This window comes from Nocardioides aestuarii, from assembly GCF_039527245.1.
In the GTDB taxonomy this organism is placed as follows: domain Bacteria; phylum Actinomycetota; class Actinomycetes; order Propionibacteriales; family Nocardioidaceae; genus Nocardioides; species Nocardioides aestuarii.
The window spans coordinates 357375-381596 of the sequence record NZ_BAAAJT010000002.1; the positions used below are offsets into that span (position 1 = coordinate 357375).

Genomic DNA, 24222 nt, shown 5'->3' on the forward strand with positions numbered 1-24222 from the left:
CCTCCGCCCTACTGTCGCTACGCTCGCGACCGTGAGCGTCAAGGAAACCGTCGAAGTCACCGGCCACCTCATGGACAGCGGCATCCTCAGCCGCATCCTCGACGACATCCGCGAGTACGGCGGCGACTGGGTCATCACCAAGATCGACGTCGGCCACGAGGCGGCCGACCAGTCCACCGCGTGGATCGACGTCACCGCCGACGACGACGAGTCGCTGCAGCGGCTGCTGATGCGGCTGCAGACCCGTGGGGTCAACCAGACCGACCCGGGCGAGGCGACGATGGCGCAGGCCGAGCAGGACGGGGTCTTCCCGGACGGCTTCTACTCGACGACCAACCTGCCCACCAAGGTGCGGCTGCAGGGCAGGTGGCTCGAGGTCGAGAACCCCGAGATGGACTGCGGCCTCGTGGTCACCGTCGACGACGCGGGAGCTCCGACGACCGTGCGCACGCTCCCGATGTCCGACATCAGGGCCGGCACCTGGGTCGTCACCGGCGCCTCCGGCATCCGGGTCGAGGTCCCCGAGGTCGAGGGCTCCGGCGAGTCCTTCGGCTTCATGGAGTCCGACGTGTCGTCGGAGAAGCCGCAGGCCGTGCTCGTCCGCCAGGTCGCCGACGGCATGCGCGAGGCCAAGGCGGCCGGCAAGAAGGTGCTGTGGGTCGGCGGCCCCGGCGTCGTCCACACCGGCGCCGCGCCCGCGATGGTCGCGATGGCCCACGCCGGCTTCGTCGACATCCTCTTCGCCGGCAACGCGCTGGCCACCCACGACATCGAGTCGTCGCTCTACGGCACCAGCCTGGGCGTGGACCTCTCCCACGGCCACGGCGTGGAGCACGGCCACGAGCACCACATCCGGGCGCTCAACACGATCCGCAAGGCCGGCTCGATCAAGGCGGCCGTCGACCAGGGCGTCCTGACCGGCGGCATCATGCACGCGCTCGTGACCCACGAGAAGGAGTTCGTCCTCGTCGGCTCGGTCCGCGACGACGGCCCGCTCCCCGACGTCCACACCGACGTGATCGACGGCCAGCGCGCGATGCGCGCGGCGCTGCCCGACGTCGGCTTCTGCCTGATGGTGGCGACCATGCTCCACTCGGTCGCGACCGGCAACATCCTGCCGGCGTCCATCCCGCTCGTCTGCGTCGACATCAACCCGGCGACCGTCACCAAGCTCGCCGACCGCGGCTCCTCGCAGGCCCGCGGCATCGTCACCGACGTCGGTCTCTTCCTCGAGCAGCTGGCGCGCGAGCTGGTCCCGGACTACAAGCGGCCGTAGTCCCGGTACGCCGCGCGGGCCAGCGCGGCGGCCCCGACGAGCCCGGCGGCCGGGCCGAGCGTGGCGGGGACGACCGACGGCAGGTCGCGGTGACCCGCCCCGACCAGGGTCCGGGCGAGCGCCTCGCGGGCGGGGTCGAGCAGCCGGTCCCCGGCCTCGGAGACCCCGCCACCGATGACGACCAGCTCCGGGTCGAAGGCAGCCACGAGGTTGGCGATGCCCACCCCGAGCCAGTCCCCGACGCGGGCGAACGCACCCCGGGCGACGAGGTCGCCCTCCTCGGCAGCCTCGGTCACCATCGGCCCGGTGAGGCGAGCGGGATCGCCGCCGCACAGCTCGGCCAGGACCGTGGGCTCGCTGCCGATGCGGGCCCGGGCGTCACGGACCAGGGCGTTGCCGGAGCAGTACTGCTCCCAGCAGCCACGCCTCCCGCACTCGCACGGCGCGCCGTCCGGCACGACCTGCATGTGGCCGAACTCGCCGGCCATGCCCGTCGCGCCCCGCCACACCCGGTCGTCGAGGACCAGCGCCCCGCCGATGCCGGTCCCCATCGTCACCAGAAGCATCGAGCCGCTGCCGCGGCCGGCGCCGAAGGTCGACTCGGCGTGGGCGGCGCAGTTGGCGTCGTTGTCGAGCAGCACCGGGACGCCGAGCCGGTCGGCGAGGACCGACTTGACGTCCTCACCCCGCCACGGCAGGTGGGGCGCGAACATCACCCGGGAGCCGACGGCGTCGACGAAGCCCGCGGCGGCGACCCCGACGGCCGCCACCGGCCGGTCGCCTGCGGCGCGGCGTACGGACTCGACGAGGGCGTCCTCGACGGCCTCGGGCGCGACCACGCGTCCCGGCGTGACGCCGCGGGCCAGCCGACCCGGGCGCCCGTCGGCCGCGACGGCCGCCGCGAGGACCTTGCTGCCCCCGACGTCGACCCCGACGACGACCGCGTCGTCGAGGGAGGCGTCAGCGTCGGGCGAGGTCGGCGGCACCGATGATCCCGGCGGCGTTGCCGAGCGTCGCCCGGCGGATCTCGGCGAGGGGGCGGTGCTCGCGGCCGGGCAGGTGGACGCCGAACGACTCGCGCAGCGGCTCGAGCAGCAGGTCGTCGGCCTCGCTGACGCCGCCGCCGATCGCGACCACGGCCGGGTCGAGGACGGTGACGAGCGAGGCGATGCCTGCGCCCAGCCAGCGGCCGAGCTCGGCCAGCCGGCCGAGGGCGAAGGCGTCGCCCTCGCGGGCGGCCGCGGTGATCATGGGGCCGTCGATGGCGTCGACCTTGCCGTCGGCGCGGGCAAGCAGCGGCTCCGCGGCCGGGACCCCGTTGGCGGCGATCTGGCGCGCCTCGCGGACCAGGGCGCTGCCGCTGCCGTACTGCTCGAAGCAGCCGTGGTGTCCGCAGCCGCAGAGGATGCCGTCGGGGACGACCCGGAGGTGGCCGATCTCGGCGCCCACGCCGTAGGCGCCGCGGTAGAGCTCACCGTCGAGGACGAGCCCGCCGCCCACGCCGGTGCCGACGGTGACGAGCATCAGGTCGTCGACGTCGTGGCCGGCCCCGAAGCGGAACTCGCCCCAGGCGGCCGCGTTGGCGTCGTTCTCGACGACGACGGTCATGCCGGAGTCGACGCCGAGCTCGGCCTCGAGGTCGCCCTTCACGTCGACGTCGACCCAGGCGACGTTGGGCGCGAAGAGCACCCGGGCGCGGTCGGCGGCGACGTAGCCGGGCGCACCCACGCCCACGGCGGAGAAGTCGTGGCGCTCGGCCAGCTGCCGTACGAGCTCGACGATCGCGTGCTCGATGGCGGCGGGGTCCTCGGCGGGCGACTCCACCCGGAGCTGGTCGACGATGGTGCCCTGCTCGTCGACCACGCCACCGGCGATCTTGGTGCCACCGACGTCGATGCCGCACGCGAGAGTCATGCCTGGTCCTCCGGGTCGAGGTCGATGTGCTCCACGCCCGACTGCCGGGCGTTGCCGTGCTGCTGGGTGGCGGCGAGGACGCCTGCGGCGGCCTGCATGAGGGAGGCCGCGGCGCTCGCTAGGTGCTCGCGCACCTCCGGACTCACCTCGCGGATCGCGTGGACCGTGCGGCACACCGGGCACCACTGGCACTCCGGGGCGCCGGTGGCGAGGTGCTCGTCGACGCTGCGGACGGCGTCGGAGGCGTGGCTCGCCAGGTCGCCGAGGCCGCCGGAGAGGCCGCTGCCGAGGTCGCCGCCGTGGTCGCGCGCCCAGTCGGAGAGCGCGCCGAAGAGCTTCGCGGCCTCCTCGCCGACGCTCCCGACGTCCTCGGGACCCTCGGGTCCTCCGTGCTCGCTCAACTCTGACTCACCCCCGGGGTCTCCTCGAACCGGACCTGCAGCTCACCCTGCTCCACGCGCGCCCCCGCGGTGCGGTGGCGGGCCAGCGCGGCCGGCAGGGTCAGCAGCCGACGATACGACCCCACCGCCGCGCCCGGCGCACCGCTCCCGGGCATGGACGGCGCGCCGCTGGCCGGGCGGAGGGTGACGACGAGCTCGTCACCGTGGCGCGCGAGGTCGACGTCCGCGCGGTTGACGAAGGGCAGGGCGAGGTGGAGCACCGCGCCGCCCGCGGTCCGCACCACCCGGAACGGCCCGTCGCCGGTCGGCGAGGCGAGCGGGTCGTCGGCGGCGTACACCTCGGCGGCGAGGGCTGACAGCGCCTCGACACCGACCGGCTCCCCCGGGCGGTAGGGCGAGCGCCACAGCGGCAGACCGGCGAACGACTGGACGACCTGCTCGAGGACGCCGGCCTGGGCCGCGACCCAGCCGGCGCGCCACTCGTCGGCGCCCTCGGCCGGGAAGACCCGGTTGGCGACCACGCCGTCGACCCGGTAGCCGTAGAGCGACAGCGTCGTCCACGACCGGCGTGCCTCGGCCAGCACGACGGACTCCGGCGTCAGCACCAGCCGGACGCTGGCGTCCGGCCCGGTCAGGAGCGCGCGGACCTCGTCGAGCTCGGCGTGGAGCCGCTCGACGGCGTCGAAGACCGATCCCTCCGGCATCGGGACGCCGGTCGCGCGGTTCAGGACCGGCTTGAGGGTGCGGACCACACGACGCTGCACCGGCAGCACCCGCTGCATGTACCAGCCCAGCGCCTCGGGCAGCGCGAGCAGCCGCAGGGTCTCGGCGGTGGGCGCGCAGTCGACGACCACGACGTCCCACTCCCCCGACCGTGCCTGCTCGCGCAGCTCGAGGAGCGCCAGGACCTCCTCGGCGCCGGGGATCACCGTCAGCTCCTCGGCCGCGACCGGGTCGACGCCCGCGACGTCGAGCACCGACAGCAGGTAGTGCTGGATCTCGGCCCACGACTGCTCGAAGCGGAGCTGGGCATCGACCTGCTGGACAAAGAGGCGCTCCGCCACCTCCGTGGGCTCGGGGCCGACCGGCTGTCCGAACGCGTCGGCCAGGGAGTGGGCCGCGTCGGTCGACAGGACGAGGGTGCGGTGGCCGGACGCCGCGGCGAGGGCGGCCGTGCCGGCTGCCACCGTCGACTTGCCGACCCCGCCCTTGCCCGTGAAGAGCAGGATCCTCACGAGCGCTGTTCGACGCGCTTCTTCAGGCCCTTGAGCGCGGTGTCGATCAGGATCTTCTCGCCCTTGCGCTTGAGCATGCCGATCAGCGGGATCGAGAGGTCGAGCGCGAGCCGGTAGGTCACCTCGGTGCGGCCGTTGCCGAGGTCGCGGAGCACGTAGGCCCCGTCGAGGGCGCTGAGCATCTTGCCCTCGTCGAGGGTCCAGGTGACTTCGTCGTAGCCGTCCCAGTCGTAGACGAGCGTGTACTCGTCCTTGATCGGCGAGACGTCGAGCCGGAAGAACACCTTGCGCGCCCAGCCGTCGGGGCCGTCCTCGACGATCCGCGCCTCCTGGACGCCCTTGGCCCAGTCGGGGTAGGACCCGAAGTCGCCGATGACCTCCATCACGGCGGCGGGTTCCGCGTCGACGACGATCGAGGAAGTGGTCTGCTCCGCCATGGCCAGCGAGCCTAGCCCACCCGGGGCGATAGCCTTTCGCGCGACCGTCCCTTTTCCAGAGCAGCGTCCCAGCACCGCCCAGGAGGCCCGCGTGCGTGAGTACTCCACGCCGTCCGTGATCGAGATCCCGACGACGGGCAACCTCACCGACGACGTGGTCGCCAACGGGACCGACCACCCCGACGCCGTCGTGCTGGCGCGCTTCGCCGACGGCGACTGGGTCGACGTGACCGCCGCCCAGTTCCTGCTCGAGGTGCGCGACGTGGCCAAGGGACTCGTCGCGGCCGGAGTCGCCGCCGGCGACCGCGTGGCGCTCATCTCGCGCACCCGCTACGAGTGGACCCTGCTGGACTACGCGATCTGGTTCGCCGGCGCCGTGACCGTGCCCGTCTACGAGACCTCCTCCGCGGAGCAGGTCGGCTGGATCCTGCGCGACTCCGCCGCCACCGCCGTCGTCGCCGAGGGCGCGGGCCACCTGGCCAAGGTGGCCGAGGTCCGCGGCGACCTCGAGGAGCTCCGCCATGTCTGGTCGATCGACGACAACGCCGTGGACGTCCTCACCCGCCTCGGCGCGGACGTCAGCGACGCCGAGCTCGAGGCCCGACGTACGGCCGCCACGCCGCTCGACCTGGCCACCCTGATCTACACCTCGGGCACGACCGGCCGGCCCAAGGGCTGCATGCTCACCCACGGCAACTTCATGACCGAGCTCGGCGTGGCGACCCACGAGCTGTCGGCCCTCTTCGACCCGGCGTCGGACCCCGAGGGCGGCGACGAGGAGCCCTCGACGCTGCTGTTCCTCCCGCTGGCCCACGTCTTCGCGCGGATCATCCAGGTCGGCTGCATCAAGCGGCGGGTGCGGCTCGGCCACACCAGCGACGTCCCCCACCTCGTCGACCGGCTCCAGGAGTTCCGGCCGACGTTCGTGCTGGCGGTGCCGCGGGTCTTCGAGAAGGTGTTCAACACCGCCTCCCAGCGGGCGACGGCCGACGGGAAGGGCGGGGTGTTCGACCGCGCGGCCCGGTGCGCGATCGAGTGGTCGCGGGCACAGGACAAGGGCCGGGTCCCGCTGCGGCTGCGCGCCGAGCACGCCTTCTTCTCCCGCACCGTCTATCCGCGGCTCCAGCAGGCGATGGGCGGGCGCTGCCGCCACGCGATCTCGGGTGGCGCACCCCTCGGCGAGCGGCTCGGGCACTTCTACCGCGGCATCGGGCTGACCATCCTGGAGGGCTACGGCCTCACCGAGACGACGGCTGCGCTCACGGTCAACCTCCCCGACGCCCACAAGATCGGCACCGTCGGGCGGCCGCTGCCCGGCACCACCGTCAAGGTGGCCGAGGACGGCGAGCTGCTGTTCTCCGGCGACCAGGTCTTCGCCGGCTACTGGGACGCCGAGTCCGCGACCCGCGAGGTGCTCGAGAACGGGTGGTTCCACACCGGCGACGTCGGCGAGGTCGACGACGAGGGCTTCGTCCGGATCACCGGTCGCAAGAAGGAGATCATCGTGACCGCGGGCGGCAAGAACGTCTCCCCCGCCGTCCTCGAGGACCGCGTGCGCGCCCACGCCCTCGTCAGCCAGTGCCTCGTCGTCGGGGACGGGCAGCCGTTCGTGGCGGCCCTCGTCACCCTCGACGCCGAGTCGGTCGCGCCGTGGGCCGAGGAGCGCGGCAAGCCCACCGACCCGGCCCGGCTCACCCGGGACGACGAGCTGCTCGCCGCGATCCAGCTGGCGGTCGACGACGCCAACCAGGCGGTCTCGAAGGCCGAGTCGATCCGGAAGTTCGTCGTGCTCCCCCACGACTGGACCGAGGAGGGTGGCCAGCTGACTCCCAGCCTCAAGCTCAAGCGCTCCGTCGTCACCCGCGAGGAGCGCGACGAGATCGCGGCCCTCTACCTGCCCTGAGTCGGCCTCCGGGCGGCGTACGTCAGGGCGGGTCTGACGCCCTCTTTACTTTTCATGGCAGCAGTTTCGTGAAACAAGTGTGACTCACGAGGTTTCTCATTACAGTTTTGCGAGCCTGCCCCAGTGGTTCGGAGATCTCGGGATCGACGAACGGGCGGGACGAGCCGACCAACCCCGGAGATCGGCCTGGATTGTGGAGAGGTGCCCATGGATCGCAGAAGGATCCTGCTCGTCGTCGCGGTGATCATCGCCCTCGTGGGCACGGCCCTCGTCTTCCTCTACGTGCGCGGCGCCGACCAGCGCGCCGAGTCGCGCTTCGACACCGTCGACGCGCTCGTCGCGGTGCAGCCGATCGAGCCCGGTGAGACCATCGAGGACGCCGCCGCGAACGGCAAGCTGACGCTGAAGCCCATCGCGCAGGACTACCTCCTCCCCGGCTACCAGACCTCGACCGAGGAGCTGGCCGGCAGCGTCGCCACGCAGCGGATCCTGGCCGGCGAGCAGATCGTCGCCGACAAGTTCGGCAGCCAGGTCGAGACGGCCACCTCGGCGCTGACGCTGGACCGCGGGCAGCTCGCGATCTCGGTGAGCCTCAGCGACACCGCTCGTGTCGCCGGCTTCATCAACCCGGGCAGCCGGGTCGCGATCTTCCTCAACGGCACCGACGACACCGGTCAGGCCTACACGCGCCTGCTGCTCAACGACGTCCAGGTCATCGCCGTCGGGTCGACGACCACGACCCAGACCACCACCACCGACGCCGAGGGCACCCAGACCGTCGAGCAGCTGCCTCGCACGCTGATGACCCTGGCGCTCGACCAGGCCGACGCCGAGAAGGTGCTCTACTCCCAGGGCGCCGGAGAGCTGGTCTTCGCGTTGATCAACGACGACAGTCGGGTGCAGGCTGGGCCCGGTACCACCAACGCCGACCTGTTCCGGTGATGTGACATGCCTGTTGTCGTCGACCCCAAGTCCGAGACCATCGAGGAGCTCCTCCCGACGGTCCCCGCCGGCGCGCACGCCATCGACCAGATGGACCGGCTGGCGGCCTGGCTGGACAACCGGCCCGAGGAGTACGTCGTCGTGCTCGGGCCGCACGTCGAGCAGGCCGACGCCACGGCCCTCGCCGACGGGATGCGCCTGACGCGGCCGTCCACCAGCGTGATCCTCGTCCGCGAGGAGGTCGACGCCCAGACGCTGCGCGAGGCCATGCACGCCGGCATCCGCGACGTCGTCGCCATCAACGACCCCCAGTCGATCAAGGCCGCCGTCGACCGCGCCTACCAGCTCTACGTCGCGCTGCGCGGTCCCGGCGGTGCGATGCACCAGGGCCGGATCGTGACCGTCTTCTCCCCCAAGGGAGGCGTCGGCAAGACGACCGTGTCGGTCAACCTCGCGCTCGCCCTCGCCGACCGCGGCGCCCGGAAGGTCTGCCTGGTCGACCTCGACCTCGCCTTCGGCGACGTCGCGATCACGCTCCAGCTCTTCCCCAGCCACACGATCGAGCACGCCATCGGGTCCGAGGACGCGATCGACGCTCCCCTGCTGGAGACGCTGCTGACCCGCCACGGCGACTCGGTGATGGTCCTGGCCGCGCCCAACCACCCCGACGTGCGCGAGCGCGTGACCCCGATGCTGGTCTCGCGGGTCCTCAAGGGCCTGCGTGAGTCCTTCGACTACATCGTCGTCGACACCGCCCCGGCGTTCGACGAGCAGACGCTGACCGCGCTCGACGAGACCGACGAGTGCGTCATCATCGCCACCCTCGACGTGCCCACGCTCAAGAACGTCAAGGTGGCCCTCGAGACCCTGGAGATGCTCGACATCGCCCGGGACCACCGCCACCTGCTCCTCAACCGGGCCGACGACAACGTCGGGCTCGGTGCCGAGCGGGTCGAGTCCATCCTCGGTATGCCCGTGGCCAGCATGGTCACGACGTCGATGGACATCGCGGCGGCGACCAACGCCGGCCAGCCGCTGATGAGCCAGAACCCCCAGCACGCCTTCAGCGCCACGCTGCGGGAGTTCTCGTCGCGTCTCACGGGCGAGCCCGCGGCCCCTGCCTCGGCCGCCGGCCGACCGCAGACCGCCGAGGAAGCCGAGAAGTCGGGACGTCGGTTCCGCAGGAAGAAGTGACCCATGAGCAGTCTCGGTGACCGCCTCTCCGCCGCGCGCAAGTCGACGGACGACGAGGAGACCCCCTTCGAGGCCGACGAGCAGCTCGACGCGACCGCCGAGCAGCCCGTCGCCGAGTCCGACGCGACCCCGACGTACTCGGCGAAGCACGCCGGTACGACCAGCGGCTCCACCCCGCCGAAGCCCGAGTCCGCCACGCCGTCCTCGGGCGGCGGCCGGCGTGCGCTCCCGGTCAGCGCCCAGGACCGGATGGAGGAGCTGAAGCAGACCGTGCACGCGGAGCTGCTCAAGCAGCTCGGTCCGAAGCTCTACGGCGGGGAGATGAGCCCCGAGGACCTCGACAAGCAGGTCCGGATCGTCCTCGGCGACGTGCTCGCCCGCCAGGACCGTCCGATCAGCAACAGCGACCGGATCCAGATCACGCAGGAGATCAGCGACGACATCCTCGGCTACGGGCCGATCGAGCCGTTCCTGCGCGACTCCGACGTCTCCGAGGTCATGGTCAACGGCCCCGACTCGATCTGGGTGGAGCGCTCCGGCCGGCTGGCACCGGTCCACGCCCACTTCGCCAACGAGGCCCACCTGCGCCGCACGATCGACAAGATCGTCTCCCGCATCGGCCGCCGCGTCGACGAGTCCAGCCCGATGGTCGACGCCCGTCTCCCCGACGGCAGCCGTGTCAACGCCGTCATCCCGCCCCTGGCCGTCGACGGCTCGTCGCTGACGATCCGGAAGTTCTCCACCGACCCGCTGGGCGTGGACGACCTGATCCGCTTCGGCTCGTTGAGCCCCGCCACCGCCGACTTCCTCGACGCCTGCGTGCGCGGCCGCCTCAACGTCATCGTGTCCGGCGGTACGGGCGCCGGGAAGACGACGACCCTCAACGTCCTGTCGTCCTTCATCCCCGACGACGAGCGCATCGTCACCATCGAGGACGCCGCCGAGCTCCAGCTCAAGCAGGAGCACGTGGTCCGGCTCGAGTCCCGCCCCTCCAACATCGAGGGCAAGGGCGAGGTCACGATCCGCGACCTGGTCAAGAACAGCCTCCGCATGCGACCCGACCGCATCATCGTCGGTGAGGTCCGCGACGCCTCCGCGCTCGACATGCTCCAGGCCATGAACACCGGTCACGACGGCTCGATCTGTACCCTCCACTCCAACGGCCCGCGCGACACGCTCGCCCGCATGGAGACGATGGTGCTGATGGCCGGCATGGACCTCCCGATCCGCGCGATCCGCGAGCAGGTCGCCTCCGCCGTCGACGTCGTCGTGCACCAGGCCCGCCTCAAGGACGGCACCCGCCGCATCACCCACATCACCGAGGTGGAGCGGATGGAGGGCGACATCATCACGCTGCAGGACATCTTCGCCTTCGACCACAACGCCGGCTTCGACGAGAACGGCAAGTCGAAGGGCACGCTGCGCTCGACCGGCCTGCGCCCGAAGTTCCTCGAGAAGATGCAGCACGCCAACGTCCACGTCGACCCGCTGATCTTCGCCCCCGGCAGGATGCAGTGATCCGGCGCGGCCTCGCCCTCGGGCTCGTCGCGGCCGCGGCACTCACGGCCGCGGCCCCGGCGTACGCCGACACCGTCAGCGGCACCACCATCGACTACGTCGAGCGCACCGACGAGGGCCTCCAGATCCTGGTCTCCGTCCCGCCCGAGGCCGAGGTCGACACTGACAGCGTCTCGGTCTCCATCGACGGCACGGCCGCTCCGGCGACGGCCAGCCCGGCCGACTCGACCACGTCGGTCCGGCGTACGGCCGTGCTGGTCATGGACACCAGCGACTCGATGCGCGGCGACCGGATCGAGTCCGCCCAGGCCGCGGCGCTGTCGTTCCTCGAGACCGTCCCCGAGGACGTCTACGTCGGCATCATCACCTTCGACATCGAGGTCGATGACGCCCTCGAGCCCACGCTCGACCGTGACGCCGCCCGCGACGTCATCGAGAACCTGGAGCTCGCCAAGGAGACCTACCTCTACGACGGCGTCGCCGAGGGCATCGCGATGGCAGGCACGGAGGGCCAGCGTCAGCTGCTCGTCCTCTCCGACGGCGCCGACACCAGCGACACCCAGCTGGCCGACGTGACCGAAGCGGTCACCGACTCGGGGACCCAGGTCAGCGTCGTCTCGCTCGAGCAGACGCCGCCCCGCGCGCTGTCCGAGCTGGCCGCCGCCGGCGAGGGCGAGGTCATCAGCGCCGACCCGACCGCCTTGGCTGCTGCCTTCAGCGCCCAGGCCGACGTCCTGGCCCGGCAGGTGCTGGTCACTGCCGAGGTGCCCTCGGAGGTGACGGCCGCGGAGGCGACCGTCGCCGTGACGCTCGGCTCCGACCAGGGCGACCTGTCCGCCGAGGCGTTCACCCCGATCGGCGATGCTGCTGTGGCCGTGCCCGACGTGGCAGCCGAGAACTCGGGCCTCGTGTTGACGTCGTACTGGTTCTACGGCGGCCTCGCCGCCGTCGGCCTCGGCCTCATCGGCTTGCTGGTCATGCTCGTGCCCAAGAAGGCCGAACCCCTCACGGGTGCCGCCCTCGCGTCGGCCTACACCGAGCGAGTCGCGGGCGTCGGTCGTGGCAACGACGACGCAGGTGAGGCAGCCCTCGCCCAGGCGACCCACACGGCCGAAAGGGTGCTGTCCGCCAACAAGACGCTCGAAACTCGCATCGCCGAACGTCTCGAAGGCGCCGGCAACCCGTTCAAGCCGGCCGAGTGGCTGCTGATGCACGTGGGCATCTTCATGCTCGCCGGCGTCGTCGGGCTGTTGCTCGGCGGGGGCAATCTGGTGCTCGGGATCATCTTCCTGATCGTGGGCGCGCTCGGTCCTTGGCAGTACCTCGGCTTCCGGCGGAACCGCCGTCGCAAGAAGTTCGAAAGCCTGCTCCCTGAAACGCTCCAGTTGATCTCGGGATCACTGGCGGCCGGACTATCGCTGGCTCAGTCCATCGACACCGTGGTCAAGGAAGGACAAGACCCCATCGCTGGTGAGTTCAAGCGGGTGCTGGTCGAGACCCGGCTCGGCATCAGTCTTGATGACGCTCTTGAAGGGGTCGCTGGCCGGTTCGAAAGCAAGGACTTCGCCTGGGTCGTCATGGCGATCCGCATCCAGCGTCAGGTCGGCGGCAACCTCGCCGAGCTTCTCGACACGGTGGCCGCGACCATGCGTGAGCGGGAATACATGCGACGTCAGGTATCGGCGCTCGCCGCTGAAGGCAAGCTCTCGGCGTGGGTCCTGGGGCTGTTGCCGCCCCTGTTCATGGTCTACCTACTGCTGACGCAGAGGGAGTACATCATGCCGATGTTCACCGAACCGGTCGGGTGGATCATGCTCGCTGGAGCCGGGATCCTCCTGAGCGTCGGCGCCTTCTGGATGTCACGACTCGTCAAGGTAGAGGTCTAGTCATGACTCTGGTCTTCATCATGGGTGTGTTGCTCGTACTTGCCGCCATCGTGCTCGTGGCGATGGCGGTCGGCAAGCCGCAGCCCCAGGGTATGCACCGCTCTCTAGCAGTTCTCGAGGCGATGTCCACCGCTCCCACCGAGCTGACTCAGGAGCTCGATCGCCCGTTCAGCGAGCGGGTGCTGGCTCCCCTACAGGCGCGGTCACTCGGGCTGGGGAAGCGCCTCACGGGGCGCGGTTCTGCCGATCGGATCCAGCACAAGCTCGACCTCGCCGGGAATCCGCCGGGCTGGGATGCCGACCGAGTCATCGCCTCGAAGGTGATCGGCGCCGTCGTCGGCCTCCTGCTCGCCTTCCTCGTCACTCGGCTCTTCAGCGCCGGGGTGTCTGTCACCATCGTCGGCGTCGGCGTCGGGGTGTTCATCGGTTTCATGGCCCCCAACCTCTACCTCTACCAAGTCGGCTACGACCGAGCGGCGAAGATGCAGCGGGAGCTCCCCGACGCGATCGACCTGATGACCATCAGCGTCGAGAGCGGCCTCGGCTTCGACGCTGCGGTCCAGCAGGTGGCGACCAACACCGAGGGGCCGCTCGCCGATGAGTTCGCTCGCGTGCTCCGCGAGATGCAGATCGGTTCCAGCCGCTCCGACTCATTGCGCAACCTCGCCAACCGAACGACGGTGCCCGAGGTCAATACTTTTGTCAGCGCGATGATCCAGGCCGACGCGTTCGGAATCCCCATCGCCCAGGTCCTCCGGGTCCAGTCGGGCGAGATCCGGGTCAAGCGCAGGCAGCGGGCCGAGCAGAAGGCCCAGCAGGTGCCGGTGAAGATCACCATCCCCCTGATCTTCACCATCCTCCCCTGCCTCTTCGTCGCCGTCATGGGACCGGCGGTCATCAGCATCATGGACAATCTGGGCTGATGCCTGCGCGGGCGCGGGACGCCACCCACCTCCAGCTGGCGGTGCGTGCCCGCCTCCTTGCCCTGCTGGTCCTGTCCATCCCCGTCGTCGTCCTTGGCGATGGCTACTCCGTGGCTGCACTGGCTGCTCTGGCTGGCGTGTGGACGTTGGCCACCGTCGCTGACCGCTACGTGCCGACCAGTCTGCTCGTCCCCCTGTTCGAGGGCGTTCTAGTGGGCGGTATCGCGGCGCTGACCCTGCCCCAGGAAGCAGGTGTCCTGGGCGCGCTTGCGGTGCCGGCGTTCACGGCGGGGCTGCGCGGCGGTGTCCGATATGTGTCTCTCGCGCTGTCCACCGAGATCCTTGCGTTGGTCGGCGTGCACTTCGCACGCGTGGGTCGTCTGACCCCCGCCGAGGCCACCGACGCGCTCGTGTGGATCGTCACGGGACTGGGCCTGGGGCTGATCGCGAGCTATCTGTGGGCGGAGGCCCAGCGCCTGATCGGTGATCCGCTGACCCCCTACCGAGATGCGCAGCGCCTGATTCGCCAGCTGCTCAGCCTCTCCGGCGACCTCGGATCCGGTCTCGATCCGATCACCTTAGGAACCCGGATTGCCGTGGCGGTGCGCAATGAGCTCCCGGTCGCGGCGATCGCGGTCCACGTCTTCCGCGGCGACCACCTGACCCCACTCGTAGCGGGCTCGAGCTCCTCTGCGGTGGACCAGTCCGAGCTCGAGCCGCTGGCACTCGAGGCCTGGGACGAACAGCGCCGGTTGGTGAGTCGCGCAGCCTTCGCCCTGCCTCTGGTCACGAACAACGGTCCCGTGGCCGTGATCACCGGGCTGATCCCCAGTACCTTCGGCATGAGCGCCAACGACGACGGCCTCGCTGAACGCCTCGATGAGCTCAGCGCGTCCTTGGCACCGCTCGCCGTACAACTGGACACGGCGATGCTCTTCACCCGGCTCCGCGATGCCGCCACCTCGGACGAGCGGCGGCGCCTCGCACGAGAGATGCACGACGGTGTGGCTCAGGACATCGCGTCGCTGGGCTACCTGGTCGACGCGCTTGCCGCGGCGCCGGCGTCCGACGCGCAGGCAGAACAGCTGCGTCGCCTGCGCGAACGCATCACCGACGTGGTGTCCCAGGTCCGGATCTCGGTGCAGACACTCCGGACCGACGTCCAAGCGAGCGAAAGCCTGGGCGCCGCCATCAGTGGCCTCGCCCGCCCATTGAGTGAGAGTTCGGGAATCCCCATCCGGGTCACGGTGAACGAGCGGACGGCACGCCTGCGTCCCGAGGTCGAGGCCGAGCTGCTGCGCATCGCCCAGGAGGCCATGAACAACGCGGTGCGTCACTCGTCGGCCAGCACGATCGACGTCAGCTGCCGGGTGGCCGCCCCCTCCGCCGAGATCGTGGTCCGCGACGACGGCACGGGCCTCGGTACCGGTCGGCCGGACTCGTACGGTCTCGCCATCATGCGCGAGAGGGCTGGACTGATCGACGCCGACCTCACTATCTCCGCCGCGGAGCCCCAGGGAACCGTGGTGACGGTGCGCGTGCCCGCACGACACGCTGGACCCTCACATACGCGGGACCCCCGACCTGACAAGGTGACCGCATGACGACCGTACTCCTCGTGGACGACCACGAGCTGATCCGTGACGGCCTCTCCGGCGTCTTTGCCGCCCAGGAGGACATGGAAGTCCTTGGCGCCGCCAAGGATGTCGGCGAGGCGCTCGAGATCTACGAACGGACCAACCCCGACGTGGTCGTCACCGATCTACAGCTTCCTGACGGCACCGGCCTGGACGTCGTGCGTCGGGTGCGCCGGCAGACCGACAAGGTCGGCCTCGTCGTGCTGACTATGCACGCCGGCGACGACCAGATCTTCGCCGCCATGGAAGCGGGCGCGTCCGCGTTCGTCGGGAAGGACGCTCCGTCCACCGAGGTCGTCAAGGCCGCCAGGCATGCGGCGGTGTCGCCTCGATCGTTCCTCTGTGCAGGGCTCGCGCAAGCGATGGTCCGCCGCACGACGGGAGCCTCCGCACGGCTCTCCGAGCGTGAGCACGACGTGCTCCTTCATCTCGCCGAAGGGCTCAGTGCCGCGGAGATCGGTCCTCGGCTCCATCTCTCGGAGTCCACCGTGAAGTCCCACGTCGCCCGGATCTACCAGAAGCTCGGGGCCGCGAACCGCGCCCAGGCCCTCGTGACCGCCATGCGCATCGGCCTCCTGTCGAGCATCGACCCCCGCCGCAACGGTTTCTGACCCCGGTGCTCCCACCTCGCATAGCCCGAAGTGACTAGAAGGAAACCTCCGAAATTCTCCTGCGGACGGCGTAGCGAATCCACGATGATTTCCTCGATGGAGGTCCTCGCCTCCTCTCGGAAGAAACACCGACCAGGCACAAGGAGCCCCCATGTTCAAGACCCTCAAGATCCTGCTGGACGCCCGCCTCGCCAAGATGGAGGAGCGCGGCGCCTCGGCCGTGGAGTACGGCCTGCTCATCGCTGGCATCGCCGCTCTGATCGTGGTCGCGGTCTTCGCGCTCGGCCCGATCGTCAAGGAGGCGTTCAGCGACACCTGTGACGAGATCGTCGCGGGCAACACCGACATCGCGTCGACCTGCGACTCCTGATCCCAGGCATTCACGTTGACCCCGACCGTCGCCATGGCGGTCGGGGTCGACGCTTCTACACCCCAGCACCAAGCCGACCCCCCGGCGTTAGGACCCCCGATGAATGAGCTTCTTCAGAACCTTCGTACGTCCCGCAGCAGCGAACGCGGTGCGTCCGCCGTCGAGTACGGCCTCCTGATCGCCGGAATCGCGGCTCTGATCGTCCTTGCGATTTTCGCCATGGGGCCTATCGTCAAGGAAGTGTTCTCCGACACGTGTGACTCCGTGGTGGCTGAGGCTGGCGCTTCGATGTCGGCGACCTGCGACTCCTGAACGGATGCGCGGTCCAACCCAGCCAAGCCGCAGACTCGTCGCCAAGGAGCACCTGCAGGCTGGTCACACAGATCGTGACGTGCTGCACCATCCCCTCGGGCTCAGTCAGCCGAGTCAGCCAGGAACCTGCCCCATTCACGCGTGAACGCCACCACGCGTTGACCGGTGACCAGTTGGAACACCGCCCCGAAGTCGCGCGCACCGTCCGCCCGGCGGTAGAGCTGCAGCAGAGTCTTCTCGCCCGATCGAAGCGCAAGCAGCCGACAGGCCAGCCACGCCGCCTCGTAGGCGGCACCGAAGCTGTCGGACTGCTCGTTGAAGTCCTGATCACCCGGGAGCTCGCGAGGTAGCCCCTCACGCCTTACTTGCGCGATGACCTGGCTCGCGGTCGTTGCCACCGGCAGATCGACATCGCGGAGCGCGACGTAGTCGGCGAACCCCTCCGAGAGCCACGTGGGGAGCTCCTTGGCAGGTGCGTTCGTGGCCACGTGGACGGCCTCGTGACTCACCACGACTTGGGCTCCCACGGCGCGGAGCCGGCGCATCTGCTGCGGGTTCAGGAGGACGTGAACGGGCGCGTCTCCTCCCCCGTCACTCCCGTCGGCTGCTGCCGTCACGCCAGCCACGTTGCGGAAGGTCCCGCGCTCGACGGCGAGCGCGTCGTCCACGCCTGATGCCCGACGCGGCACCTCGACGACCAGAGAGCCGTCCCAGCCCGGGAGGACACGTCTCACGACGACCACGGCACGGCGTGCCAGCGTCGCGTAGCGGTCGACCCCCGCAGCCGCCATGACGACGACCGCGCCATCACGACGGACGTCAAGCGGTCCCGACATCCATACCGGCGTCGTGCCGTGCGCTCCCCCGACCCCGGCGATGACCACGCGTTCACCGTCGGACGCGAAGTCGACGCGTACGTCGGCCGAGAGGGTCTCGTCGTCAGCGTCGGCGACCCGCCAGGTGGTGGCCACGGTGGCCGACCAGCGACCCGAGGTGTCCGGCCCGTCCAGCTCGTCGATGTAGCGGAGGTCGACGTCGTCGAGGGGGATGGCGTGGACATTCTCCACTAAGGCCGACAGCAGCTGTGCGGTTGAGGAGTCGTCCGCGGCCGCCAATGTCCTCGCCGCGTCCGGGTCGTTCGCCTCCATCGCCCTGAGGAGCTCCTGGAGCGCTGCGGCGGCCTCGGCCGGTCGCGCTGCAGCGGCACCCGGACCGGGCGGAGGCGCGACGTACGGGTCGTCCCGCATGAACAGCCACAGGGTGGCCCCCATGACGAGGGCCAGGAACGACGAAAGGCCGACCACCCACAGACGTGGGCGACCGGCCTTCGACGACGACGGGTCAGCCAGGGCGGACCGCGCCGGAGTAGGGCATCGAGTAGAGGCCCGCCGTGGTCACGCCGGAACCCGGGTTGGCGGCGTGCACGATCATGCCGTTGCCGATGTACATGCCCACGTGGCTGATGGGCTGGTAGTAGAAGACCAGGTCGCCGGGCTGGAGGGCGCTCGCCGCAACGTGGGGCCCGGAGCCGTACTGGCCGCTGGAGGAGTGCGGCAGCGACACGCCGGCCTGCGCCCACGCCATCATGGTCAGGCCGGAGCAGTCGAACGCGTCCGGTCCGGCGGCGCCGTAGACGTAGGCGTCGCCCACCTGCGCCATGGCGTAGTTGACGGCGGCAGCGGCATTGCCCGATGCGGCGACGTCCGGGAGGCGCGTGGTGTCGCGGGAGGCGGCCTCCTCGCGCTCCAGTGCCTCGCGCTCCTCAGCCTCGAGCTCGCTGAGCAGCTCCTTGGCGTCGGCGAGCTTCTCGTCGACGGTCGCCTTCTCCTGGGAGAGCTGCTTCTCGACCGCGGCGATCTCGTCGAGACGCTGCTGGGTGGCACCCTGCCGGATGTCGAGCGCCTTGGCCTCGCGGGAGTAGGCCGAGAACATCTGCGACTGCAGGTCGTTGTAGGAAGTCAGCGTCGAGAGCTGGTCGAGGAACGCGCTCGGGTCGTCGCTGACGAAGACCTCGCCGACCGCGGACATGCTCTCGCCCTGGTACTGCCGGATGATCGAGTCGCGGACGAGGTCGCGCGCAGCCTCCATCTGGCGGTCCTGCCGCTTCTGGTCGGCCTTCAGGGACGTGAGGTCCTGCTGGAGCTCGTCGAGCTCCAGCTTGGCGTCGTGGTAGCGCTCCTGAGCTGCCTCGGCCTCGTGGTAGAGGTCGTCGACGCGCGCCTGCACGTCGTCGATGTCGGGGTCCGCCTGGGCGGTCCCGGGGACGAGGGACACGGTGGCCACGAGGGCGGCACCGGACAGGACGCTGATGAGTCGCTTCCGACCGTCGAGCACGAGCGGGCGTTCTCCTTGGGTGTCGTACGCCTACCGGGTGAGCTGACGGGTTCGGGCACGACATGCCCTACCCCTGCTCCTCGGCCCGTGGTGCGGCCGCCTTGCAGGGGATTCACCCCAGGTGGTGGTGGTTCCCCGGCTCCGTCATGGCCATCCCCCTGGCCCGGACTCGGCGCGGTGCCCGCGCGGATCCGGTCTGATCCACGTCCACGAGCACCTAGCGCGACACACTAATGGGTCGGCAGGCGCAGTCCAACTCCTCCCCTGCCGATTTCACAGGTCGGTACATACGTACTACGCCGGCCCCTCGCCGCTGGGCCTCCCCCGGCAGCCGAGCTGCCGTGCGATGCTGCCCGCGTGCCCCCCTGCTGCGTATGCCACGCGCCGATGACCCCGCAGGCCGACCTCGCTGCCTGGTGCTTCAGGTGCGAGCGCTGCGGGACGTGGGGGTCGGACCTCCCGATCGGCATCAACGACCCTGACCACCCCCTCGACGAGCCGGCGCGCGAGGCGGGTCTGCGGCACGTCCGCGCCCGGGTGGGGCGGCAGGTTCTCGCGACCGTGCAGGACGCCTCACCCCCCGGACCGCGGCTGCTCGACATCGGCTCGGCGCACGGATGGTTCGTGGCCATGGCGGCAGCTCGCGGGTTCGACGCCGCAGGCATCGAGCCGGACGCGGCGGTGGCCGGGGCCGCGGTGACGCCTACCAGGCTCGGCTACTTCCCCGACGACGTCGATGCCGGCGAGGAGTTCGACGTGATCACGTTCAACGACGTGCTCGAGCACGTGCCGGCCCCCCGCCAGGTTGTGGCTTCCTGCCGCGACCACCTCGCACCAGGCGGCATCCTGAGCATCAACATCCCGAGCAGCGCCGGCCTCCTCTTCGGGACGGCGGTGGTCGCGCGGCGCCGCGGCCGCGCCACGGCGCTCTTCGACCGGCTTTGGCAGGTCGGCCTGCCGTCGCCCCACCTGTGGTTCTTCGATCTCGCCGGCCTGTCCCGGTTGTGCGACGAGGAGGGCTTCGACCTCGTGGCCGGCCAGCGGCTGCCGACGATGTCCTGGAGGGGCCTGTGGGGTCGCGCCCACATGGACCGGTCCCCGAGCCCGCTGACCGTCGCCGGCGTCGGGGCCGCAGCGCTCGGCGCGCCGGTGCTCAACCGCGGCGGCGACATCATGCACCTCGTCCTGCGTCGACGTCCCTGAGACGTCAGGCCGACGCGATGTCGGGCCCGTCGACCGGCTCGACGAGGCGCAGGGGCGGGACGAGCCCTCCCTCGGCGAGCGCCGAGAGTGCACGCATCTCGTCGTCCTCGATCGTGAGCTCGGGCGGCGGCCCGAGCAGGATGGTCACCACGCAGTCGTGGCAGTGGAGTCCACGCACCACGCAGGTGTCGCAGTCGATTCTGGTTGCCATGACCGCAGGATGTGGAAGCCCACTGACAACCGGGGCGTCGAGCGCCCGATCACGGCGTGTCGCGCACCTCGGCGGCGGCCGCGTCCTTCCGGGCGACGAGCTCGATCGCGTCGGACCGGCCGCACCAGCGACAGGTGACCTGGTCGACCGTCTCGTCTTGCAGGCGGGTCTCCTCGACAGCGTGCTCGCCGGCCAGGTCGAAGTGCCAGTACTCCGTCGTGCGCCGCGAGCGGCTGACGTCGAACCTGGTCAGGTTGCCGCAGCCGGCGCAGCGCCAACGCTCGGCGGGACCGGGGATCTGGGTGCTCACGACGAGCCAGCGTAGGGCGCGTCGTGCCACGGACTGTCGGCGGTGCGATCTAGCGTCGACGACGTGAGCACGATCGCACCGGCAGCGACCCGCTGGGAGGCGCAGCGCAGCTTCGACCAGCTGGGGCGCCCCCTGCGTGACGTGACCTTCTGCGTGGTCGACCTCGAGACGACGGGCGGATCCGCGGCCGGCGGGTCGATGATTACCGAGGTCGGTGCGGTGAAGGTGCGTGGCGGCGAGGTCCTCGGCGAGTTCCAGACCCTGGTTGACCCACGCGGCGAGATACCCGCGTTCATCGCCGTCCTGACGGGCATCACCAACTCGATGGTCGTCGACGCCCCACCGATCGAGTCCGTCCTCCCGGCGTTCCTCGAGTTCGCGGAGGGTTGCGTGCTGGTGGCCCACAACGCACCGTTCGACGTCGGCTTCCTCCGCCACTTCGCGGAGCAGCAGGGCCGGGCCTGGCCGCGCTTCGACGTCGTCGACACCGCCAAGCTGGCTCGCCGGGTGATCACGCGTGACGACGCCCCCAACTGCAAGCTCTCGTCGCTGGCGAAGGTCTTCAACGCCTCCACGACGCCGAACCACCGGGCGCTCGCTGACGCACGCGCCACCGTCGACGTGCTCCACGGGCTCATGGAGCGCCTGGGCGGCCTCGGCGTCCACACGCTCGAGGAGCTCCAGACCTTCTCGGCCAAGGTCTCGAGCGCCCAACGGCGCAAGCGTCACCTCGCGGAGTCGGTCCCCCACGCACCCGGGGTCTACCTCTTCCGCGACGAGCAGCAGCGTGTCCTCTATGTCGGCACGTCCAAGGACCTGCGAACCCGCGTCCGCACCTATTTCACCGCCTCGGAGACGCGGACGCGGATGGGTGAGATGGTCGGGCTGGCCTCCAGGGTCGACTCGATCACGTGCGCGACCCCCCTCGAGGCCGAGGTTCGCGAGCTGCGTCTAATCGCCGAGCACAAGCCGCGCTACAACCGGCGTTCACGGTTTCCGGAGAAGGCCCACTACCTCAAGCTCACCCGCGAGGCGTGGCCGCGCCTCTCGTTGGTGCGCAAGGTCGTCGACGACGACGCCGACTACGTCGGCCCGTTCTCGTCGAAGAAGGCGGCCGAGCGCTGTCTGGCTGCCCTCCACGACACCTTCCCGGTCCGTCAGTGCACTGACCGACTCCCGCGCCACGGCAACCGGACACCGTGCGTCCTGGCCGAGATGTCCAAGTGCCTCGCGCCGTGCGATGGCAGCGTCGACCCCGCCACCTATGGCGCGCTCGTGCGCCGCATCCGCGACAGCCTGCTGCGACAACCCAACGACGTGCTCGGGGTCATCAACCGGCGAATGGAGGCGTTTGCGGCCGAAGAACGGTTCGAGGAGGCTGGCGTTCATCGCGACCGGCTCGCGGCATTCGTGCGCGGCTCCGCGCGGGCCCAGCGGCTCGCCTCGCTGGTTCGGTGCCGCGAGATCGTCGCCACCCGCCGCGGGGACGACGGCCGGTGGGCGGTTCACGTCGTGCGCCACGGCCGCCTCGCAGCGGCGGGCGTGATTCCGGCGGGTGCCGACGCGCGCAGCTACGTCGACAGGCTCAGGGGCGCCGCCGAGACGGTCCGCGCCGTGCCGGGCGCCCCTGCAACGGCGGAGGAGTCCGAAAGGATCCTGCGCTGGCTCGAGTCCGACGGGGTCCGCCTGGTTGAGGTTGAGGGAGAGTGGAGCTGTCCCGTCGGCGGCTCACGCCGGCACCTCGCCATGTTCGAAGCGGCGTCCGACTCCCGTCACGCGGTCGTCCCTTTCGACGAACGTCGTGCCCCGAGCCCGGTGCACCGGCCAGCCCGATAGCCTCGCCCCATGATCACCGCCATCGTGTTCGTGAAGGCCGACGTGGCCCGCATCCCCGAGGTTGCACAGCAGATCGCCGCGATCGACGGGGTCAGCGAGGTCTACTCGGTGACCGGGCAGATCGACCTGATCACGCTGGTGCGCGTCAAGGACCACGACGACGTCGCCGCCGTCGTTGCCGACCGCCTCAACAAGGTCGACGGCGTCACCGCCACCGAGACCCACATCGCTTTCCGCACCTACTCGAGGCATGACCTCGAGTCGGCGTTCTCCCTGGGCCTCGACTAGCCCCTGGCTGTCTCGACCGCCGAGGGTTTGCCCACGGCCTCGCCCTCGTCCGCCCAAGGTCGCGTGCAGAGCCACGTCGCCCACACCAGAGCCAGCAGGAAGAACAGCACCCCCAGTAGGACCGGGGGGAGCGACACCCAGCTCGGGTCGTCCGCGGACACAGGTCGCCGTGTCTCGCCGAGGGAGACCCCCCACACTGACATCCCGTGCGCGATCGCCAATAGGACAACGAGCAGCACCACGGGCTTGTCCCGCTCGCCCCTCAGGAAGCCGGTGTGATCCAGGACCGCGCCGGCGACCACGGGGATCCCGACAGCCCAAGCCAGCTGGTAGCGGCCCTGCCAGATGACGCCCTGGGTGTCCATCGTGGCGGCGGTGAGGACGACGGGCAGAGCGACGACGAGCAGCAGCATGGCGCCCAGTACGACGCGGTGGCGCCCCCGCGCCCGGATGACGGCGGCGACCAGGATGAATCCCAGGGCCAGGCTCACGCACATGTAGACGGCTGGGTGGGCGGTCTCGCGCCGGAGCGGGAAGGCCGCGACCATGCCGAGGGTCCAGGCGAAAGGCTTCGTGCCGACCTCGAACTCCGGCATCGGGCCCTTCCCCTGGACGTCGAGCGAGGTCCCGGTCATCCCCTGGTCGAGGCTCCACCACGACCCCGCGACGACCGCCACGACCACCACTCCGCTGACCGCGGCCCACCAGCGCGCGCGCCGCCGGACGACTGCGAACACCTGCCGGTAGCCGACAAGCGCGACCACCGCGAGCACGACCACGCCCAGCCACATCGGCCCCAAGAGCCGCAACGTGGCGAGCACACAAGCCGCCCCGCCTGCCAGGCACAGCAGCCATCGCTCGTGGCGCGGGGGCACCTCCGGGTCGAAGACGGCGAGCAAGCTCATCCAGAGGATCAGGCCGGCGGTCATCTCCGGACCGTTCGGACCAGGCACGACGGTGCTGTAGATCCAGACAGGTGTGAGGGCGGCGACGAACCCGAACCGGGTCCATCGGCCGGGACGTCGCAGGGCCAGCGCCCAGGCGGCCAGGCCCACTCCGACCGCACAGACGAGCGAGGTGAAGATGCGCATGGCATAGAGCGATCCGGCACCCTCAAAGGGCCGCCCGGCCTGCCCGACCACGGCATACCAGACGGGGTTGTAGAGCGCTGCCGAGGTCGCGATGACGACCTGGTCCTCGCCCACCTCGTCGATGGGGAAGCAGTTGTCGGGTCCCGGGTAGGGAAGCCAGTCGCACTGGGCGCTGGCCGCCGCGACCAGGTCGGCGGGCACCACGACCTCCATGCCGCGTCCGTCGGCGGCCGGCTCAGTCAGTCGCCACTGGCCGGTCGCCGCACCGGCGGCCCGGAAGGCGTGGTCGAACTCGTCGACGCCCCGGAAGGGTGGCACCGTGAGGATCCACAGCGTCTGCATCAGGAGGTAGCCGACGGCCACCACGGCCGCGAAACGAACGGGACGCAT

General features: G+C 70.6%; 24 protein-coding genes and 1 riboswitch. Of the genes, 14 read left to right on the forward strand and 10 right to left on the reverse strand.

All coding sequences use genetic code 11. The features are described from left to right. Positions 1–31: 31 nt before the first annotated feature. A complete protein-coding gene (locus ABD091_RS01830; RefSeq protein ID WP_343915418.1) occupies positions 32–1276 on the forward strand; it encodes an ornithine cyclodeaminase, nickel-pincer nucleotide-dependent in 1245 nt (414 codons plus the stop codon). Here the strand turns inward: ABD091_RS01830 and ABD091_RS01835 are convergent. Genes ABD091_RS01835 through ABD091_RS01855 form a run of 5 tightly spaced genes read right to left on the reverse strand, consistent with a single transcriptional unit; the run spans position 1261 to position 5263 of the window. Continuing rightward, positions 1261–2262, reverse strand: a complete 1002-nt coding sequence (locus tag ABD091_RS01835; protein ID WP_343915419.1) for an ROK family protein — start codon at positions 2260–2262, stop codon at positions 1261–1263. The two genes, ABD091_RS01830 and ABD091_RS01835, sit on opposite strands and share 16 nt — an antisense overlap. Beyond that, positions 2237–3190, reverse strand: coding sequence for an ROK family glucokinase (locus ABD091_RS01840; protein WP_343915420.1), 954 nt, complete (start codon positions 3188–3190; stop codon positions 2237–2239). The genes ABD091_RS01835 and ABD091_RS01840 overlap by 26 nt, the downstream gene beginning before the upstream one ends. Beyond that, positions 3187–3591: a hypothetical protein gene (locus tag ABD091_RS01845; RefSeq protein ID WP_343915421.1), complete on the reverse strand. Its 405-nt coding sequence runs from the start codon at positions 3589–3591 to the stop codon at positions 3187–3189. Before ABD091_RS01845 ends, ABD091_RS01840 begins: the two co-directional genes overlap by 4 nt. Next, positions 3588–4826 (reverse strand): ArsA family ATPase, encoded by a 1239-nt coding sequence (locus ABD091_RS01850; protein ID WP_343915422.1) that lies wholly within the window; start codon positions 4824–4826, stop codon positions 3588–3590. Before ABD091_RS01850 ends, ABD091_RS01845 begins: the two co-directional genes overlap by 4 nt. Beyond that, positions 4823–5263, reverse strand: coding sequence for an SRPBCC family protein (locus tag ABD091_RS01855; protein ID WP_343915423.1), 441 nt, complete (start codon positions 5261–5263; stop codon positions 4823–4825). Before ABD091_RS01855 ends, ABD091_RS01850 begins: the two co-directional genes overlap by 4 nt. A gap of 91 nt (positions 5264–5354) precedes the next feature. On the opposite strand from ABD091_RS01855, the gene ABD091_RS01860 reads away from it, so the two are divergent. The 10 genes from ABD091_RS01860 (at position 5355) to ABD091_RS01905 (ending at position 16559) form a co-directional block, all read left to right on the forward strand. Further along, positions 5355–7166, forward strand: coding sequence for an AMP-dependent synthetase/ligase (locus ABD091_RS01860; protein WP_343915424.1), 1812 nt, complete (start codon positions 5355–5357; stop codon positions 7164–7166). Between the two features lie 207 nt (positions 7167–7373). Continuing rightward, a complete protein-coding gene (cpaB, locus tag ABD091_RS01865) occupies positions 7374–8108 on the forward strand; it encodes a Flp pilus assembly protein CpaB (RefSeq protein ID WP_343915425.1) in 735 nt (244 codons plus the stop codon). 6 nt (positions 8109–8114) lie between these two features. Then, entirely contained in the window at positions 8115–9302 is a 1188-nt protein-coding gene (locus ABD091_RS01870; protein ID WP_343915426.1) for a CpaE/TadZ family protein, read from the forward strand. 3 nt (positions 9303–9305) lie between these two features. Beyond that, entirely contained in the window at positions 9306–10820 is a 1515-nt protein-coding gene (locus tag ABD091_RS01875; protein WP_343915427.1) for a TadA family conjugal transfer-associated ATPase, read from the forward strand. Next, positions 10817–12706, forward strand: coding sequence for a type II secretion system F family protein (locus tag ABD091_RS01880; RefSeq protein WP_343915428.1), 1890 nt, complete (start codon positions 10817–10819; stop codon positions 12704–12706). Before ABD091_RS01875 ends, ABD091_RS01880 begins: the two co-directional genes overlap by 4 nt. 2 nt (positions 12707–12708) lie before the next feature. Beyond that, positions 12709–13629, forward strand: a complete 921-nt coding sequence (locus tag ABD091_RS01885; protein WP_343915429.1) for a type II secretion system F family protein — start codon at positions 12709–12711, stop codon at positions 13627–13629. Continuing rightward, positions 13629–15233, forward strand: a complete 1605-nt coding sequence (locus tag ABD091_RS01890) for a sensor histidine kinase (RefSeq protein ID WP_343915430.1) — start codon at positions 13629–13631, stop codon at positions 15231–15233. Before ABD091_RS01885 ends, ABD091_RS01890 begins: the two co-directional genes overlap by 1 nt. 14 nt (positions 15234–15247) lie before the next feature. Further along, complete coding sequence (locus tag ABD091_RS01895; RefSeq protein WP_343915431.1) at positions 15248–15877, forward strand: response regulator transcription factor; 630 nt, start codon at positions 15248–15250, stop codon at positions 15875–15877. A 151-nt stretch (positions 15878–16028) separates the two neighbouring features. Beyond that, on the forward strand, positions 16029–16247 hold the full coding sequence (locus ABD091_RS01900) for a Flp family type IVb pilin (protein WP_343915432.1): 219 nt from the start codon (positions 16029–16031) through the stop codon (positions 16245–16247). 99 nt (positions 16248–16346) lie between these two features. Then, entirely contained in the window at positions 16347–16559 is a 213-nt protein-coding gene (locus ABD091_RS01905) for a Flp family type IVb pilin (protein ID WP_343915433.1), read from the forward strand. Positions 16560–16660: 101 nt separating this feature from the next. Here ABD091_RS01905 and ABD091_RS01910 read toward each other — a convergent pair whose 3' ends face one another. Together ABD091_RS01910 and ABD091_RS01915 are read right to left on the reverse strand one after the other, a co-directional pair. Beyond that, entirely contained in the window at positions 16661–17863 is a 1203-nt protein-coding gene (locus ABD091_RS01910) for a gluzincin family metallopeptidase (RefSeq protein ID WP_343915434.1), read from the reverse strand. A gap of 37 nt (positions 17864–17900) precedes the next feature. Next, the gene (locus ABD091_RS01915; RefSeq protein WP_343915435.1) at positions 17901–18893 is read right to left on the reverse strand and encodes a C40 family peptidase; all 993 of its coding nucleotides are present in this window, start codon (positions 18891–18893) and stop codon (positions 17901–17903) included. Between the two features lie 25 nt (positions 18894–18918). Then, positions 18919–19068: riboswitch (cyclic di-AMP (ydaO/yuaA leader) on the reverse strand. Positions 19069–19280: 212 nt separating this feature from the next. Between ABD091_RS01915 and ABD091_RS01920 the strand changes: the two genes are divergently transcribed. Next, complete coding sequence (locus ABD091_RS01920) at positions 19281–20096, forward strand: class I SAM-dependent methyltransferase (protein ID WP_343915436.1); 816 nt, start codon at positions 19281–19283, stop codon at positions 20094–20096. A 4-nt stretch (positions 20097–20100) separates the two neighbouring features. Here ABD091_RS01920 and ABD091_RS01925 read toward each other — a convergent pair whose 3' ends face one another. Together ABD091_RS01925 and ABD091_RS01930 are read right to left on the reverse strand one after the other, a co-directional pair. Beyond that, complete coding sequence (locus ABD091_RS01925; RefSeq protein ID WP_343915437.1) at positions 20101–20307, reverse strand: hypothetical protein; 207 nt, start codon at positions 20305–20307, stop codon at positions 20101–20103. 49 nt (positions 20308–20356) lie between these two features. Next, a complete protein-coding gene (locus tag ABD091_RS01930; protein ID WP_343915438.1) occupies positions 20357–20617 on the reverse strand; it encodes a hypothetical protein in 261 nt (86 codons plus the stop codon). Between the two features lie 63 nt (positions 20618–20680). Here ABD091_RS01930 and ABD091_RS01935 point away from each other — a divergent pair, with 63 nt between their 5' ends. Together ABD091_RS01935 and ABD091_RS01940 are read left to right on the forward strand one after the other, a co-directional pair. Continuing rightward, on the forward strand, positions 20681–22453 hold the full coding sequence (locus ABD091_RS01935) for a DEDD exonuclease domain-containing protein (protein ID WP_343915439.1): 1773 nt from the start codon (positions 20681–20683) through the stop codon (positions 22451–22453). 9 nt (positions 22454–22462) lie between these two features. Further along, positions 22463–22741, forward strand: a complete 279-nt coding sequence (locus tag ABD091_RS01940; RefSeq protein ID WP_343915440.1) for an Lrp/AsnC family transcriptional regulator — start codon at positions 22463–22465, stop codon at positions 22739–22741. Here ABD091_RS01940 and ABD091_RS01945 read toward each other — a convergent pair. Next, positions 22738–24222, reverse strand: coding sequence for a DUF2142 domain-containing protein (locus ABD091_RS01945; protein ID WP_343915441.1), 1485 nt, complete (start codon positions 24220–24222; stop codon positions 22738–22740). The two genes, ABD091_RS01940 and ABD091_RS01945, sit on opposite strands and share 4 nt — an antisense overlap.